The following is an 18750-nucleotide window of genomic DNA, read 5'->3' as shown; positions in this document are numbered from 1 at the left end:
GACGTCGCCTCCGCGCGGAGGCGACGGTAGTTACTCTGATGCATTTTGGTTTTGGTCAACCGCCATGCTTGAGTCCCTACGCTCCCTACGCACGTTTATTCCTTAGAAGTTGGCATCCACCGAATCCTAAATCAGCATCAATCATACTCCGAACGTATCATTGCTGAGCAGGCAAACAAGAGCTCACTTGACCAAGACAAGGCCCGCTTGCTTCGGGCTCTGGAAAGACATGGCCCCTGTTCTTGGGCTGAGCTACGTCGAAGTTTCGATGTGCAGCGGCGGGACGCTCATGAAGATGCGATTAACAGTCTGATCGCTAGTGGCGAACTAATATTGGGCGATGACAGTATTTTCCGTTTGAAAAAGTATAGCCATGCAGCCTGACCGAAAGGAACGAACCGAGGTTTCCTTGCCTCAAGAAATCGCTGAGTGGGTTGACCTGACTACGCAAACAGTACCGGCCTGTAAGTTAGCCTGAGCGGGTTAATGATGTGATTAATGGTTAGTTGGTATAGGGTGTCAAGGCTTGGGCGGAATGAGGGCGTAGCCCGAGTGTAGCCCATGCCTTTCAGGTTGATTTCGCAGGGTTCGGGTTGCGTTTCTTGTGCGGCAAACTCTAGCGGCGTGAGTAGTCCGAGGGAACGGTGGGGGCGGATGTTATTGTATTTCCAGCGCCAGTCTTCGATACGGGCTTCGCTGAGTGTATAAAACAGTTCGCGGTTGAGGCACTCGTCACGAAGCCTTCCGTTGAACTATTCGATTAACCGTTCTGCTAGGGACTTCCGGGGTCGATGTAGAGCGTCTTGATGCCTTCGTGGGCATACCAGCCGCGCAGGCTCTTTTCAATAAACTCCGAGCCGTTGTCGCTGCGGATGTATCCGGGGCTGCCGTAGGCGCTGATCAGCTCACTCATGATGGCTCGCACCTTGGCCGCGTTGATGCGGCGGTCAACGTGGATGCACAGGCACTCGCGTGTAAACTCGTCAAGCACGGTGAGCATCCGGATGGAGCCGCCCTTGGCGGTGCGGTCGGCTACGAAGTCGCAGGTCCAGACGTGATTCTGATACGTGGCCTTGGTCGGCGAGCCAGTCGAGACGCCTGCTCGGCGGCGACGCGGCTTCTTCGTCGGACACCGCAGCCCCATCTCCCGACACAACTGCTGAACCAGCCGTTTGCCCACCTCCCAGCCATAGCGTTTGAGCAGCTGCGTGATCTTCGGCTAACCCAACTCCGGGTGCGCTTCGCTCTTGACCCGGATTGCCCCGCGCAACTTTGCTAGCCAGGGCGCAGGCTCTTGGGGACGGTAGCCAAAGGTCGAACGGTGCAACCCGAAGTGACGGCACGCCGCCCGCGCCGAACATCTGCCCTGCGACACCAGCCGCTGCGCCAGCTCGCGTTTGTGTGCAGGGCTTACCATTTTTTTCTAGCGCCTCCTTCAGCAATTCCTTGCCCAGTATCTCGTCGGCCAGCATACGCTTAAGACGGGCGTTCTCCTTTTGCAGCTCTTTCAGTTGCTTGGCCTGGTCAACATCCAGCATCCCAAGCTCGCGCTTCCAGCGATGGAAGCTCTGCTCGGAGACGCCAGCCTCACGGCAGACATCGGTGATCGTCTGGCCCGCATCGGCTTCACGCAATATGCGGATTTTCTGTTCGGTGGTGTATCGTTTGCCTCTCATACTCGGTGTACTTTATAAAGGCCCAGACTAACTTGGCAAGCGGCTCTGTTTAAGTGGACACGGTCATGATAACTCTGCCCGCCCTTCTTGGTCCAACGAGCGTCCAAGTCCTTCTGGCACTGGCGTTGCGGCTTTTTGGCGATGTGTTCAGGAACCTCGCCGCGCTTGATCTGCGCGTTTTCCTGTCGGCAATTACGCTGCTTGGGAGCCTCAACGAAGCTGGCGTCGATGATCTTGCCGCAACTGGCAATCAGGCCCAGGTCGCGTAACTTTGCGTTGAAGAGTTCGAACACCGCAAGCATGCCGTCCGCGCCAAGGCGTTCCTTGAAAGACCAGATCGTCGCGTGGTCCGGAGCGCCATCACACGGACGCAACCCGAGGAAACGAAGAAAGCTGAAGCGGTCTAAAATCTGGAACTCCGTTTCCTCGTCGGACAAGTCGAAGAAGCGTTGCAAGATCAGCACCTTGAGCATCAACACCGGACACCACGGCGGTCGTCCTCCCTTCTTCTGGTCGCCGTAACCCAAGCAAGTACTCCTCAAGCACCGGGCGGAACGACTCCCAATCAATCACCACTAGCCGATCAAGGCCGCTTTTACGCTCAGAAGCGGTCTCTACGTGAGACAAGATATCGAACAGATTGCTTTGGACACTACCGGTCTTTACGCGCATGCCCAAGAATCATCGATGCCGGCTGGAACCGTCGAGGTTAATCGAAGTGGCCCGAAGTCACCTATAAGAATTAACTTGCAAGGCGTGATATAATCGAATCACGTTGTGAGTGTCAACCCGTCATCGGATCGCCAATATCCCGTCATTTCTCATGTATAATTTTTTCTCTCCAAAGGCTCTTTGTTTGTTCGTCGGTCTTTTGCTTAGCACGCTTGCTCATGGACAGACGATTGCAGAAGACTTTGAGTCTCTCACCCTGTCATCGAGCATAGGGGCTGAAACGGGGTGGTCAGTTGTATCAGGCAGTGCGACGGCTTCGAATGTGGAATCAGCTAATGGCACTGATCAGTCTATACTAATACCTGCTGGTTCTCCCTTGGGCGAATCAGTGCGGACGGTACAAGGTGCCGAATGGGGCACTGATAGTGTTGCATGGTGGGATGTTTGGGTGCTGCCGATGGCGCACGTGAGTGGAACTCCAGCGTATACGATTTCTGCTGCTGGGAGCATGATTGAATTTCGGACAACTCAAATTGAATTTGATGGAAGTGATTTAGTTGGATATGGTGGAGGGCAGGATGGGCAATATAGCTTGCCGACCACTGCGACAGTGACCTCTGGAGGCTCGACGATTCAACTGGAGGGTAATTCTTGGAAGGCGTTGCCTTACCAGTATATGATCACCCCAGACACGGTTCTGACGTTTGAAGTTGATGTGGTCGACGAAGGTGAAATTATTGGTATCTCGCTGGAAACAGATCTGGTCTTCTTTGATGAGGTTCGCTTGTTTCGTCTTGCTGGTACTGATCCGGACAATCAGCAGATTTCGGGTTTCAGTTATTCAGGTTCTGGGTTTCAAACATTTACGATTCCAGTCGGTCAGTATTACGCTAGCGGTGTCATTAGCTACATTGCGATGGTTGCGGATGACGATGCCAATGGAGCAGCAGATATTACTTTCCGCAATGTTAGTCTGCATGAGGGTGCGCTTCCTGGTGGTGAACAGGGAATGCTTGTCGTTAGCGATGGTGATTCAATTCCCTTGCCGACGTATTTTAGCACGACAAGCAATGCTTCGGATAACTGGATGCGCCTAACTCTACGACAGGATTTCTCATCCGGTAAATGGGATCTTTATTTAGATGGTGTTTCTGTGCCAATTGCAGCGAATATTGACTTACTTGGTACACCGACTGAGCCGACGGAGATGCGTTCTTTCGGTGATGGGACAGGTCCAGTTTACTTTGATGAACTTGGTCTCTATGTGAGCAGTCCGATCTTCACCGACATTGACAACGATGGTATGGACGACGCCTGGGAAACATTATTCTCAAATATGAGCACAGCCTCAAATGACCGCGATGCTGACTTGGATATGGACTCAAAAAGCAATCTGGAGGAGTACATGGCGGACACTTCCCCAGATGACTATTATAATGATGCTCTGCCTACCTTGACCAAAACTTCAGGCGACCAGCAAACGGCCTATCCGGGTATTTGGCTTGAGTCGCCTTTGGTGGTGAATGCGCAGAATTCAAGTGTTGATCTGGAAAACGCTCCAATCGAATGGACCCACTTGAGTTCCCTGAGTTCGCTAGCCGCCGAGAATAAAGCATCATCAACGGTTTCGTTGCTGGAAATACGGACTGATTCCAATGGCGATTCCACGGTGTACGTTAAAGCCCCAGACACGCTCAGTAGTTTTGGAATTACGGCGACAGCAAACACGGAGTCCAGTCAAGTTCAGCAGACATTCACGGTGAATATTGAGCCCTTGCGCTTCATTTATGATGCTGAGGATGGCGATCCTTCCAATGACTTTCAAAATGATAGCGCGCCAACTGTATATGATGGAAATAATGTGTACACCCGAACGAGTCTCGCCGGAATAAGGAGCGCCGGATACATACCAATCGATCCGAGTAAACAGTACCGGCTATCGGGATTGTTTCGCTCAGTAGGCGTCGTTGAATCAAACTTAACTTCTTTTGGTTTTACTTGTTATTACACTGACGCTTCAGGCAACATTGCTTTGCTGCCTGGAGTTAATGTATATTATTCAGGGGATGAGGCTGAAATTGTTAGTTATGACGACACTGGCGCTAATGTGACCATTACTCTGGCGAGTTCTCCCTCGGGGTGGAATACCGTTGGGGCACCATGGAATCATCGATTTCTCGGCTATTACATCGGTGGGGATACGACCAAACTTCCTGATCCTGTCCAGCTTGGACTCGGTGGTGGAAAGTCTACGTTTAATTCAATTGTTGGGAACGTCATTGAATTGGCCAATGGGGTGACTCTGCCTACCAGCGTTGTTGATGCGCTAAATGCCTCTGAGACAGTGATCGTGCGTAATCATCGCGGTGGCGATGGAAATAATAATGTCGCGGCCGTTAACGTGACTGTTCCCGGCGAATGGATGGAATATAAAGCGGAAAATATTACTGGTATGAGCTGGACGACGCAACCCTATGATGAGTTTTGGATGGGCACGGAATATGTCCGCATTTTTATATACCCAAACACAACTAATCCCAGTAACCAAACCGTTGAGTTTGACGACCTGGTCTTTGAGGAAATCACTGATTATGACGCTGACAACATTCCGGACTGGTGGGAGTGGCGTATTATAGAAGCAAATCCGAGCGATGGCCTTTCATATTTAGCCGACGTTGGCACAACCTCCGATTTTGATGGAGATGGCCTTACCGATGACGATGAATACGCCAACGGCACCGACCCACTGGCCAAAGATAATGTTTCTAGCTCGGGCAGCGTATACTACGTCAACAACATGCGTGGGAGTGACACCGCTTGCAATGGTCAATCGGCGACGAATGGAATCCCCACCGCAGGCGATGGTCCATATCGCACGATAACCAAGGCAATTAACACTGCCTCATCCGGCGATGCGATCTTAGTCTATGAAACCCGTAACGACTCCTACGATGAAACCACGTTTAACCTGGCGGGTAAGAACTTGGTGTTACGTCCATCCGGTCGGGTGGTTTTGAAATAATTATTTGCTCTTTCGCATCATGAAACAACTTTTCTACCTCGTTTTTTCTTCGTTAATCATGCTCCCTTTACTAGCGGAGCGGCCTGCCAAGGCTGCGAGTGAACAAGGGGCATCCTATGCCGCCGCCGTGAGTGAATCGCGGACGGCATTGCGCGAATCACGTCAGGATCTGCATCAGCAACTTACACAGGCAACCAGCACCCAAGAGCGGCGACAACTGTTGGGGCAATGGCGTCAGAAGAGCCACGCATTGATTGAGCATGAACGCATCCAGCGAACAGCTGAACATTCCGTTGATAATCAACATGATCGCGGATGGCTTCGCCCTGAAATCCCGGAAACCGTGCCAGCCGAAAAGCGCGAAGTAATGGAACTGCGCTTCGATATGCGCGAAGCGCAGATGACGATTGTTGCTTCAATTAAAGACGCCAATCCTGAGGAGCGTCGCGAGGTGATGGCCGCCTTTCGCGAGCAGAACGCCTTGAAAGTCCAACGCCTGGGTGAACTGTCCGAGTCCAGACGATCCGCCAGTGCAACCAACGCCTTGGCGGCATTGCCGATTCCTGAAAATCTGTCATTCGCACAGAGGGCCAAGCTTGAGTCACGTAACGAACGTCTCGTTGCCATCAATAATCTCAGCCAGGCACTCGCCAATGCGTCTCCCGAAGATCGCCGTCAAGCCATGGCAGCCTACCGCGAGCAGATCACGGGTTTACGCGAATCAACTAGCCTCCAAGAGCCAATCGCTATTGAAAACGAATAACACTTTATCAGTAATCACATTTAAAGCCAACTTCAGCCAACCGAACCAATGAAAACCTTGAAACGTTCCTTCCAGTCCCTGCTGGCCACCCTCATCGCAACCGGAATTGTCCCCCTCGCGCTTCAAGCTGACTCCATCGTCATCGAGGGCGACCTCGACGTCCAAGCCGCAGGTGTCGCAAATGGCGATGTCACTGTCGACAATGAATTGACAGTTAACGAAGATGACACCGTGACCGATCCTGCAGTCAAAGCGTCATTGAAAGTCGAAGATAACGGTGCCATCTGGGCCGGTGAGGGTGAAAACTTCGATGAAACATATCAATTACCAGTCGGTGAATTTGGCAATTATCTGGCATGGATCCCCTCGAAGGGGTCACTCGTAGTGGGTAGCGTTACGTCTTATGCGAATATCGGAGAGCACACACTTTCGGTTGGAGTAAATTCCACTGCGAGGGGAGTTGGCACGCTTTCTATCGGATTTGAAACGTTCGCAACTGGCTACGGCAGTATGGCAATTGGCGAATGGTCGCATGTTTCAGGCTCCAGTTCTTTTGTTATGGGGGTTGACACCGGAGTAACGGGACAGGGTTCATTTGCCTCTGGAAATTTAGCCTATATTATCGGTGACCACAGTTTTGCATTTGGCCCTGATGCTACTGTGATTGGCGATGTAGGGTTTGCTTTTGGTCGTTTAGCATATGCTGAGGATGATTCGTTTGCTTTTGGCGAGGAGGCTTCCGCCATAGATGAGTCGATTGCCATGGGTTTTCATTCGGAAGCCAACGGCAGTGGTAGTGTCGCCATCGGCCAGTATACACAAGCGCAAGCTGCGAACAGCTTTGTCATCGGCAAATACAACCTAGGTTTATACACCGATACAGGAGGCGCTGAAGAAGGCAAAACGACTTGGATAGACACCGATCCAATTCTCGAATTAGGAAATGGCGATACGACAACAGCCAGCAATGCCATTACAGTCCTCAAAAACGGCGAAATGACCGTTGCCAATAAAGCTTGGAAGTCAGAACTAGAAGGCTTTGACCCACTCGGCTATCCAGCAAATATGATCACTTCGTCTAATGGTAATGCACTGAATGTTGAAGGGCATGCCAACTTCTATGGAAAAGTATTAATCGCTAAGGCGCAGGGTGACATATCTATGGGCGACTACGGCAACTAAGCTGCCTTTACATTCCTAATCACCGAAACAAGTTTCTGTCATGAAATTACTATACCTCCCACTTTTGCTTTTATGCGCAGTATCACTGCTCAATGCTGGGCCTACTTATCCTGCGTGGTGGCTTAGTGAGGGGGTCGTTGCTAGTCAACCGCCTCCCGCGCTAGGAGAGCCCGGTTATAATCAGGCAACTTACGATGCGTGGATGGCCGACAACTATGCGGTCGCGAACCTTGGTCAGGCGAAGAATCTGGCCCGGGCTGCCTATAACACGATGGATGCTGCTGAATCGGGTTCTGCGGGAACGGTGATCCACGACATGGTGACCGCGTTCTCGGAGGATGCTGAAGTCAACAACGGAGCACTCAATTTAGGGCAACTGAAAGCAATTTCTGCGCCGTTTTATGACCGGATGCATGACGAAGGATTTTCGGTTGCACTGGCAGATGGGACTATCATTGCTAGTGGTGGATATCCTTGGAACCCAGCGACCCCTGTTTCAGAGAATTACGCATTGGCGAATCTGGGTCAACTTAAGCACGCGTTTTCGTTTAATCTAACAAATTGGCGGCCGCCAATTGGGGATGTTGATGGCGACGGATTGCCGGACGATTGGGAAGGAGTGATCATCACTGGTGGGCTGACTGACCAGAATGGAGACAATGTCGTCGATATATTTGATGTTCAACCTGATGATGATTTTGACAATGATGGCTTAAGTAATCTTGAAGAGTTTCTGGTTGGAACTGACCCAACCGTGCCAGGAATTAGTTTAGATTATGAAGAGGATTTTGAAGGTTACAGTTCTGGTATCCTACCGAGCTTACAGGATTGGTCGACGACTGGAAGCCCCTCGCTTGAAATTATAGGTTCCGGCGGAGCCAATGGAACGGATCAATGTTTTCAGGTAACTGGTAGTGGTGCGGACGCAGCGCTAATTCAAGAGTATGCAGGCAAGACCCGTGGAATCTGGTTTGGATGCAATCTGAAGGCGGCGGATGTCTCGAACTTGCCTGAAATACACATCAACGATGAGGTTCAGTTACGATTTGGCACCAGTGGAATTGAAGTTTACAATGGCTATGAGCGTGTACCAGAGGGGGGGATTGAAGGGCGCTGGGTGCCATTGGCCGGATCTGATCCAACTAATTGGCAACAAATAATCGTCCATGTCGATTTCACTAAAGCACGGTGGGAGGTGTTTCTTGAAGGTGCTTTGATTGCTGGTGACCTTGGATTCAACGGCGATAACCATGGTTATCTAGCTAAATTGAGCCTGCTTTTCGATGGTTCGGACAATTTTCAGATCGACGAAGTACGAATGGTAAGGAATGACGGAGGCTTTATATACAGTGATAAGGATGGCGACGGCTTGCTGCTGGTCACGGATGTGAATGACCTTGTAGGCGAAGATTGGGATGGCGACGGCAAACTCGATGGCGATGAGGATGCCAACGGGAATGGCGTCCTTGATAGCGGAGAAGATACTGATAGTGATGGCATACTTGATATCAACGAATACATCGCCTCCTGGCCGTTTACGTATGACAGTGACTTTGACGGGCTGAGTGACCATTTGGACCCGGTGCCGGATGATTGGGATGAGACTGGAAATTACGTTTCTGCTTTGTCTTTGGATATATCTTTTAATGATTATGCATTGGGTCTTCTTGATGGCCAGCAGTTTTGGATGGCGGATACTGGAGTGGAAATCACGAGCGGCGATTCGCCCGTTGGTGTTCAGGCAATGGTGTTGGATGATGCTTCTGCAACGTTGAATCTGGCGACATTCGGTTTGGAAACACTGTATTTTAACATGCATGCACGTTTGCAGGGGCGGAACCTGCCTTCGATTATTCAGGGCACCGAACTGGTCTATCATTTTGAACTGGATCAGAATGGCTATGTGAATGTTTGGAATGGAACAGCTTGGCTTCAAGGAGCCACGGTGGATTTAAGCAATGAATGGCATGTTTACAGCGTGGGCATTGATTTTCAGGCCCGCACTTGGAGCCTTTGGCTTGATGGGGAGGAGTTGTTTGCACAAGTCCCATTTCTCGATCCAGGCGTACGCTCGCTGGAAAGACTGGAACTAGAGCATTATACGGACACCACTACGGTTGGTTTGACGGCGTTTGATTACCTATCCATTGACTACTGGCCTCTGGAGTGGGATCGGGACAGCGATGGTATGCCCGATTTTTGGGAGCAAATCCATTTCGGAGACATTGCCAACCGTGGAGGGGATGATTTTGATCATGATGGCCTAACCAACTTGGCAGAGTATTCCGCCGTTAGCGATCCAACCAACGCCGATGAAGATATGGACGGATTTCCCGATGGCGTGACGGCACCGCAAGGCGTTACATTTACGACGAGTCTGCCATTTACAGAAGACTTTGAAGTTTCACCCTTGGGCGGTAATTGGAATCTTGAAGGAAACGCATTATATGTGACAGTGGTGGGCTCACGGCCCGGAGGACAAGGCTCTAATATGCTTGAACTCGATGCACCAACTGGCGTCGGTGCGCTGACCCACTATTTTGACCTCGTGGATGTTCAATCTGTGTGGATTGACTACTATATTATACCGGTATTTTCGTCGACTGCTCCCGACTCGCCTTCCGAAGTCAACCAATCCGCGATCGCATATATCGAAGATGGTGCAGATGGTCGTTTATATTACTATTATGGCGGCGAGGGATGGCGACCGCTCGATGCGCCTCTGGTTGCCGTTGATGATTGGGTGCGCATCACGATACACCAGGATTATCAGAATCAGACCTGGAGCCTGTATCAGAACGGAATGCGCGTGATGAACCGACGGACCTTGTCCCACGCAGCGCCCGATTTTTATGCTTGGGCGATGGATGTCATCTCTAGCGATCCTATTTATTTGGACGACCTTTACATTGGCGAAACCAAGCCAGCTGATCTCGATGATGACGCGGACGGTCTCACGAATGAAGAGGAGGTCCTAGGCGAGGATGGAATTGCGGACAATGGTGACGAAACCGATCCCGATAACTGGGACACGGACGGCGATTTCATTGGCGACGGTGAGGAAATTGCTCAAGGTTCCGATCCGTTGGATCCGACTAGCTTGGACGATTACGTCATGCTACCTGCGCAATATGATTTCAACGAATACTCGACCGGCGGCCTCGGCTCGGTTGATGGTTGGGAAGCCGGAAATGCGGATGTAGTCGTAGACCCAACTGATTCTCGCAATCAGTACGTGTCGCTCGGCGATGGCGTGACGTCAGCGTATATGGCTCACCCGCTGGCACCGTCCACCTTGAGTAGCGAGGTATATATATCGTTCCGCGCAAAACTGCTTCCGGCTAACCTTGGCCTTTACAATATCGCCGGACTCGACTCGGCTCAGGCCAACTTTCTTATCGCCCTGAATAGTAATGGTGAGTTAGTGGCATATGATCCCAATGCTAGCGTTTGGGCAGTCTCAGACTCCACTACGGTTTTCGATAGTGTCTGGCAGACCTACCGCATTGGCGTAAACACCTTTACTGGAAAATGGAGCTTAAGTGTTGGCGACGAAACGATTTTCGAGAATTTATCTTTACGCGATTCGAGTATGCCGTATCTGCCGTATGTTGGACTCTATTTTCAGGGTCTGGATGCAGGGGAGATCATCTTGATCGATAACCTCTCCGTTGCTCATGAGCCCAACACAATCGTATTTGATTCCGCACCGCCGTTGCCCGTGGTCGAAGCATTTGCAGGATTCAATGATACAGATTCGCTGATTGCTGTGGACGATGATTGGCTTCTGGAGGGTGTTGGAGCAAGCGCTACTGTGCAGGCCTCTGGCAGTTCCTATGACGGTGATTCGCGAATTCTGGCGCTAGTCGCCGGAGCATCCGAATCAGCTCTACTGGGATTACCCGTTTCGTCTGAGGACCGCTTTGTAACAGTCAGTTTTGCCCTTAATGCCGTCCGGCTTTCAGTGGTTCCCGATATGGTCGAAGGTGTTTTAACGGACTTCTATTTCGATGATGCTGGTGCCTTGCATCTCAGTGACGCCGAATACTGGCGGATTCTGGATGGCGAAGCGTTTGATGAGAGCACATGGTACCTCTTCCGTTTTGTCTACGATTTTGAATCGCAGACATACCGCTTGGACGTCGATGGGCGCACGGTGGCGACTGATTTGGCTTTCCACGCCCCTTCACCACAATATAAGGCATTTTCCGTGCCTCATCACTCGATGACGCCAATGCTCTTGGACGCCATTTCCGTGAGAAGCGGAGCGCCTCCGTTGATTACCTTTGAGGGCTTGTCCAAATACTCCTCGGCCATAGCGCAAACCCATCTGCTGGCCAATGATGACACCGGACTAGACCTGTCAGTTTCATTTTCCGACCCGGACAACGAGGGCATTGAGGACCCTTCTTTTGAGGTCGCTTTCTATTATGGTGCCGGAGTCCTACTGGATTCGATAACGAGAGATTACGATGGGACGGTTAAGCGGCCCTTCACCACTCCCGCTGCGGGAACCATTGCGGTTTACGCAGTGGTGACCGACACCGATGGATATGCGACCGTCAGCGAAAGAAGGGATTACGTGATTTCAGCGGATTCCGACTCCGACGGTTTGCCCGACGCCTGGGAGTCGCAATACCTAGGCAATCTCAACGCTAGCTCGGGTGGAAGCACCGACTCCGACCTCGACGGAACCGATGACGATGATGAATTGCTAGCGGGCTCGGATCCAAGTGACTATTACAATTTCGGGCATCCGACCCTAGAGCAATATCCAGTGTTAAGCATTGTCAGCGGCGACGCTCAATCGGGAACGCTAGGAACGCCGCTATCGGAATCTATCGTTATCCGAGTGACTGATACCGACGGTGTCCCGTTGGAAAACGCACCGCTGTATTTCGACGCTCAAGCTGCGACTGCGCTGCTGGGACTCCTTACCGATGTGAGTGATGGTGTGGATCCCATCTCACTGGTTACCAACGCCAGCGGTGATGCCGTCATCTACGCCAAGCCCTAATGAACCATTTCACGTTTTACCTTTCGACCATGTTCCAAATTCTCTCGAAAATTGCTTCAGGAAACTCTTTTTCAATGAAGCGTCTTGGCTGCTGGCTAGTTGTGTCTGTGTCTGTTTTGTCCACTGGTCTTTCGGCTCAGTGGCCAGGTGCTCCCTTTGATCCAGGACTATCGTCCTATGGAGAAGGTGAGATAGCGATTATAGTTAACCCGGCAGAGTCACCCTGTAGTTCATCTCCATTAAACTCAGACCCAGGGTTTGAGTTAACATTCTTCGAATCCACGGGGTGGGTTGCAGTTGAGTATGACTTCCCTAGTTTTCCTGTTTCCGAAGAATATGAAATTCAATTTGTTGACAGCAATTACTTTGCACAAGATGTTGAGTGGAAGACTTTAGGAGTAACATCATCTACATCAGGTGGATTTATCGACTTAACTTATGGCGTTAACGCTCATCGCTACTATCGATTTGTTACTAGAGATAGCAGCAATGGACAAGTCATGAATAAGTCTATGTCTCAAGGGATACTTGAGCATCAAGTTTTCACTGTAACTAGCAAGACGTCCATCGGTTTTTATTGGGAACAATTTTTTATTTTTATCAATTCAGGGTACGAATACGAGGCTAGGGAATACATTGTAACTGGAGATAATCCCCGTGTTCGTTTGGTATCGAGTTGGAGGCATAATCTGGACCCCCATAGGAGCCCTAATGTGTATTTTGAGTGGAGAGCAAACTTTCAGCGATGGTCTCCAAAATATCATGAGGGGCTTGTTTCATTCGTTAATTTGTTGGGCCGAAATCACGAAAGTTTTGATAGGGGATTTTTGGGTTGGAATGATATTTATTACGATAGCAATACTTATGTGAAAATTGGCCATCAAGAAATAAAGCCAAATTACACTTCCCCTGCGTATTCGGTTGATAGCTTTGAGCGACCCTCAGGGTTTGATAATTATGAGCTATTTCATTATTACGAACAACTACCGGTTCCGTTTCATACTCGATTTTCAGATTTTAGAGGAAATTTGGATCGTGATGAAACAGTTTATCTTCCCAAGTCTGGAGCTGCGACGCTTAGTATTTACTACAAATCGTTTGATGATAAAACCTACTCCCAAGAACAATATAATCCACCGACAATAGAAATTTCAACTTCTAAGCTAGAAGTGAGATGGAATGACTCTTACCTAAATGTCAGAGGGTACGATCCGAAAGAAAAAAGAATTAAAATAATAAGTTCGCCTTATGAAGTGGAGGATGCTGGTTACTTCTTGGATGCTGATTGGCTAATTACACCTGTATCGGTGCCAGTGGTGCGAGAGACTGAGATTGAGTTTAAGGTATGCATGCCCGATGGAACTGTTGTTGTTGATGAAACACGAACGATTAAAATGGATGACGACAACATTGAAATTCATCCATCTTCGCCGGAATACTTCAACATTCCGATCAGTGACGCGACCGGGCCGCGCTATCGTAAAATCGCGCTGAACGGCCGTCCGATGTCGGACGAGCGTCCGCAGAGTGCTAGTGAGAATGACGAGGCTAAGGAGGAGACTTACATTGATGCGTTCAACTTGAACCTTGTTCACAGTGTGACGGACATTTATGTGCCGATCGAAGGTAGTGACCTCGCTCTTTCATTGCGCCGTAATCTGCATAGCGAAATTTTCACGGAGAATTCGGGCCTTCGTCCCTCGGAGGACCCCGCGCAGCCCTTCGGCGTCTGCTGGTCCAGCAATGTGAGTTCCTACGTGAAGGTCGTCACGCCGGAAGGTGCGGATGTCAATCAGTTTGAAGAGCCGGTCAAAGCCTATGTAATCGACGAGAACGGCAACCGTCAGGAATTCGTTAAGTTTGGCGCTGGGTGGTTTCCGCTGCCGTCTTCCAGCCACGAGGCTAAGGCCTACCTGACAACATTGGAAGAAACTGAGACGCATTTCATTTTTCGTAAAAAGCACGGTAATGCCTTGAGCTTTGCCAAACTCACTGGGGGAGAGCAAAGACTCATGCGTGACCGTGTGGAGGGCAGCGATAGCTACGAGACTTACGAGTATGCCCGGTTGGAAAGCGTCACCGACCGTCTTGGCTACCAATTGGTTTACAGCTATGAAGAGACAGACGCGCTGATTCCGTATAAAATCCAAGCGCATCGTAATGGGAGCGTTGATTCCGTAGGCAACGTCATTGGCGGGCTTCAAATCTGGTTGGAACAAGATGGCTCAAACAAGGTTGTGCGGGCTTGGGATCCCAATGGGAATGCCATCGCCTTTGCATACGACTCCAGTACTATTAGTTACGATTACACGAATGCGAGTGGTCAGGATGCGAGTGAGTTTGCAACTGTGTTGGAAACCGCAACTCACGCCGATAACAGCTTTACGCAGTATGGCTATGAGCACGTCACTGAATACGATATGGTTCCTCGTAATGCTGCGGATACGGGGCCCTTGCCCTTCTTGGATCCCGATCCAATTCCCTGTAACGATGACAGCCAGCATATTGACTATGAGCACATCAATTTAAGTTCCATTACCGACGCGAATTCCCATGTCTACCGTTTTTCTTATGGATTCGACCATTCCCGAGAAGCCTATATTAAAAATTCAGTTGCACAGGGGTATTATGTTCAGACGGGTAGTCCTCGTTATGTAAAACAGGTGCAGTTGCCTATTGGTAAATCGACCTTCAACTTGGAAAATAATGTACTGGGGAAGCGTATGCGTATCAACACACAGGGTTCTTTGGGTGGCGCAAACTATGAGGATGTCTCCATCACTGACGCGAAAACCAATACAGTTATTAACGCCGAGGGATTCACGACGACCTATGAGTTTTCGGGCATTGAAGTCGAGGTCCTGAAGCAATTTCGTGATCTGTACGTCCCTGGAAACTTGCATAAACGCTTCAAGGACCCACGGATCATCTACTATAAAACAATGACGGTCGATCATGGCGAATTCGGTTCCGAAATCTTCACTTTTCAGCCTTCAGCAGGATTGGCCTTAAGTTCGGTAACTGATCTTAGTGGCAATAAGCGCAATTATTATTACTCAAATATCATCGATCCGAATGAGGACTTATCGCCGGCTTGGCCAACCATTTACGGCTATTACGACGATCCGACTACTGAAATCAGATATGCTTCAGGCCTTAGTTCTCTAAGCAAGTATTTCACCTACGATGACGATTATCGCAAGATGACCAGCTACAGGGACCCGAAGGGGCGGTTGACTCTTTACAACCTCGATTCTCTAGGGCGCATGACCTCCCTAAGCGAAAATGATGGTGCCCGAACGACGAGTTATGCATACGGTGATTCAAGTTTCCCAGGGGCAATCACCAGTCAAACGGTCACGAGTGGAACCTCCAGCTTTTCCAGAACCTATACGGTTGACAGTCAGGGGCGAAAAGCCACAGAGGCGGTTGGTAATGAGGGTATTATAACTAGCTATAAATATGACTATAATGGCAATGTCCGGCTCGTTACAGATCCGAAATCATATGAAACCTCCTATGAATACGATGTCCGGAATCGCTTAAAGGAAATCGATTTTCCAATCGGGTCCAAGAGTCTATCGTATGATAGTCGAGGAAACCTGCTCAGTGAGACCGACGAAAATGCTCATACGACTTCTTACACTTACGATGCTTTAAATCGAAAAACGGAATCACGCCGTCCGACTGGAAGTTCAGCTGATATAGTTACGACGTATTCTTATAATGATGTTAACTCACTCGTATCTTCCTCCTCAAGCGATGGCCCAACTACGAATTTTACGTATGACGGACTCCAGAGATTAACACGGACTACGGTTACAGGAAACAACATTGGGACCCTCGTTACTTCTTTCGACTATGGGGCGAATTCTGGTGGAGGCGTGTTTGATGTGTCTGGCTTTAAGCCGACTCGTTCAGTGGATCCTCGGGGCAATGTCACCAAGGTGACATACGATGGGTTTTACCGCCCCACAAACACCGTCGTTAATTATATTGGAGGGACTGCGAGCACATCTAGTGTATATGATAAAGTTGGCAACGTCACATCCACTACAGATGCGCTTGGCCGGGTGACTTCGTTTTATTACGATAATCTTGATAACAATACACAAATTGTTTTCCCGGACGGAACTGATGTGAATTACACCTATAATGCGCATAGTCAGGTGCTCACGGTTACCGATGAAGAAGATAATGTAACAGAGACTGTTTATGATTCCGCCGCCCGCGTGACAGATATCATTCAGCCGGGAGGCATAACGACTTCCACTGATTACGATGCGAATGGGAATGTGATTACGCTGACGAATCCGCTGGGTAGAGTCTGGACTTACGAGTATGATGAGCGCAACCGTAAGACGAAGGAAACGATGCCAACGACGTCTTCCGGAACGGCTATTGTTGAAATGGATTACGATGATGTCGGCAACTTGACCAAGGTTACGGATCCGCGAGGCACAGAAACGGTGACTACTTATGACTCAGCCAATCGTGCGTTAACGGTCACTGATCCGTTCTTCGCCCGCAGTATGACTTACGACGCCGCTAGCAATGTTCTTACTACAACGGTAAATGGCCGCACAACTGCAACAAACACTTATGATGCTCTAGGGCGACTTTTGTCCACGTCCACGTCCACCATCGACGACGCCTTAATCACAGTTACCAATGCCTATGATCAGGCGGGCAACTTGGTTTCTGTGACCGATGGTAAAAGCCAAACGACCACTTTCACCTACGATGGACTAAACCGGGAACTAACGAGAACTTATGGTGGCGTTGACACTACTAGCATGTCTTACGATCCTATGCGGCTGATCTCCCGTACCGATGCGAACGGCACAACGACTTCATATTCCTATGATCTGCGTGACCGCCTCAAGGTGGTTTCCTATTCGGGGGCAATAAGTGAAAATCGGACCTACTCCTATGATGATGTGGGCAATATTTTGGATGTGACCGAGGCCGGCAAGGGCGGAATCACCAATGTGGCCTATCTCTACGATGCGCTCTATCGCATTACAGATGAGACGTCCAACGGCGTTACGAACAAGTACTACTATGATGCCGCGGGGAATCGCTTGCAAGCAGTCTACGCCTACGGCACTGCTTATGCGCGAACCCTCAGTAGCACGTATGATACGCTTAATCGCACCGCTACGATCACGGATGGAACGGATGTCACGACCTATACTTATGATATATCGGGCAACATTACCGACGTCGAGTTGCCGAATAGTGAGGTGATCACGAAAAGCTACGATGTGATTAATCGAATTGACACCATTACCGGTCCCGGCAGCGCTGGAAGCGAATTATATATTACCGCAAATACCTATGATAGCTATGGTAATCTTTTGACCATATCCGAAAGTTACCCAGGAGGGGATCTCAATGCGCGAGTCATTACAAACGGCTATGATGCTGCCAATCGACTCCTTACTGAATCGATTGTGGAGCACAATGGCAATCTGCTCAGTGATCCGGTGCTGAAAACAGTGGTTACTACCTATACTTACGACAATGGACACAATCGCGCCACTAAGCTTGTCACCGAAAACGATGGTGTAACGACGACCCCCCTCAGCGATATCGCCTATACTTATAGCAATACGCTCAATCAGCTTGATAGCTTTTCGGATTCAATCACTGGCAAAAGTGTCACTTTCGATTATGACGCCAATGGTAACCGGATTAGTCGTGTTGCGGACAATGATGGCGTGGGCGGCGTGGATTTATCAACCCGCTATCAATATGATCGTGAAAACCGCCTAATTTGCCTAGCCGAAAGCGATGGGGTTGCGCCCACTCTTGGGCTGATCGACATCTATCCCGGCGCGGATGCGTCTCAGTCCGCTTACAAAATCCAGGCAAGTTACACGATTGGGGCACCCGATCGAGTCTATGAGTATGTCTATGACTATCGCACACGCCGTGTGCTGCGCGACGAATCCGCCGCCGGAGGTGTCTCCACCAAGCTCGTGTTTTCAGGAGGGCTCAGCGTGCAGGAGTTTGATGGGACGGCAACTTCACCGACGGTGGAGTACATTCGCGGTAGCGACTACGGTGGCGGCATCGGTGGCATCCTATACTCCCTGCGTTCAGGCACTGCCTCGTTCAAGCATTATAATTCAAGAGGGGACGTCGTGGCAGCGACGGACGCCTCTAGTTCTTTGACCTATCAGGGTGCCTACGAAGCCTTTGGTCGGCATGGTGACACGGCTTCATCTCAGGAGTCGGGAACCAATCCCGACCGGCAGCAGGCCAACACGAAGGACGAAGACCCCACTGGTCTCTTAAACGAGGGTTTCCGCTACCGCGACCTCGAAACCGGCACTTTCATCACCCGCGACCCCCTCGGCTTTGTCGACGGACCGAATTTATATACTTACGTCGTGCAGAATCCTTGGACCAA

General features: G+C 50.0%; 7 protein-coding genes and 2 pseudogenes. 5 read left to right on the top strand and 4 right to left on the bottom strand.

What is annotated here, in order from left to right; genetic code table 11:
• Nucleotides 1-443 precede the first annotated feature (443 nt).
• From IE065_RS18415 to IE065_RS12920, 4 genes and pseudogenes are all read right to left on the bottom strand, one after another.
• Nucleotides 444-740, bottom strand: a pseudogene (locus IE065_RS18415) (integrase core domain-containing protein); the annotation flags it as partial.
• 32 nt (nucleotides 741-772) lie between these two features.
• Complete coding sequence (locus IE065_RS18410; RefSeq protein WP_378080042.1) at nucleotides 773-1180, bottom strand: DDE-type integrase/transposase/recombinase; 408 nt, start codon at nucleotides 1178-1180, stop codon at nucleotides 773-775.
• A 343-nt stretch (nucleotides 1181-1523) separates the two neighbouring features.
• Nucleotides 1524-1676 (bottom strand): annotated as a pseudogene (locus IE065_RS18405) (transposase); the annotation flags it as partial.
• On the bottom strand, nucleotides 1673-2203 hold the full coding sequence (locus IE065_RS12920; protein ID WP_189515743.1) for a transposase: 531 nt from the start codon (nucleotides 2201-2203) through the stop codon (nucleotides 1673-1675). The pseudogene IE065_RS18405 and the gene IE065_RS12920, both read right to left, overlap by 4 nt.
• A gap of 296 nt (nucleotides 2204-2499) precedes the next feature.
• On the opposite strand from IE065_RS12920, the gene IE065_RS12915 reads away from it, so the two are divergent.
• The 5 genes from IE065_RS12915 to IE065_RS12895 form a co-directional block, all read left to right on the top strand.
• A complete protein-coding gene (locus IE065_RS12915; RefSeq protein WP_189515740.1) occupies nucleotides 2500-5370 on the top strand; it encodes a thrombospondin type 3 repeat-containing protein in 2871 nt (956 codons plus the stop codon).
• Between the two features lie 19 nt (nucleotides 5371-5389).
• Nucleotides 5390-6133, top strand: coding sequence for a hypothetical protein (locus IE065_RS12910; RefSeq protein WP_189515739.1), 744 nt, complete (start codon nucleotides 5390-5392; stop codon nucleotides 6131-6133).
• Between the two features lie 48 nt (nucleotides 6134-6181).
• On the top strand, nucleotides 6182-7315 hold the full coding sequence (locus IE065_RS12905) for a hypothetical protein (RefSeq protein WP_189515737.1): 1134 nt from the start codon (nucleotides 6182-6184) through the stop codon (nucleotides 7313-7315).
• A 40-nt stretch (nucleotides 7316-7355) separates the two neighbouring features.
• Nucleotides 7356-12332 (top strand): thrombospondin type 3 repeat-containing protein, encoded by a 4977-nt coding sequence (locus IE065_RS12900; protein ID WP_189515735.1) that lies wholly within the window; start codon nucleotides 7356-7358, stop codon nucleotides 12330-12332.
• A 1349-nt stretch (nucleotides 12333-13681) separates the two neighbouring features.
• Nucleotides 13682-18750 (top strand): RHS repeat-associated core domain-containing protein (locus tag IE065_RS12895; RefSeq protein WP_229792113.1); only part of this gene is annotated, 5069 nt, incomplete at its 3' end.

It is taken from the genome of Cerasicoccus arenae (assembly GCF_014651635.1).
Classification (GTDB): Bacteria; Verrucomicrobiota; Verrucomicrobiia; order Opitutales; family Cerasicoccaceae; genus Cerasicoccus; species Cerasicoccus arenae.
This window is presented reverse-complemented; position numbering and strand designations above follow the sequence as displayed.

Excerpts from the sequence above, each read along its gene's own strand:
- IE065_RS12905 (WP_189515737.1), top strand. The coding sequence starts at position 6,182 with ATGAAAACCTTGAAACGTTCCTTCCAGTCCCTGCTGGCCACCCTCATC.
- IE065_RS12900 (WP_189515735.1), top strand. The coding sequence starts at position 7,356 with ATGAAATTACTATACCTCCCACTTTTGCTTTTATGCGCAGTATCACTG.
- IE065_RS12910 (WP_189515739.1), top strand. The coding sequence starts at position 5,390 with ATGAAACAACTTTTCTACCTCGTTTTTTCTTCGTTAATCATGCTCCCT.
- IE065_RS12915 (WP_189515740.1), top strand. The coding sequence starts at position 2,500 with ATGTATAATTTTTTCTCTCCAAAGGCTCTTTGTTTGTTCGTCGGTCTT.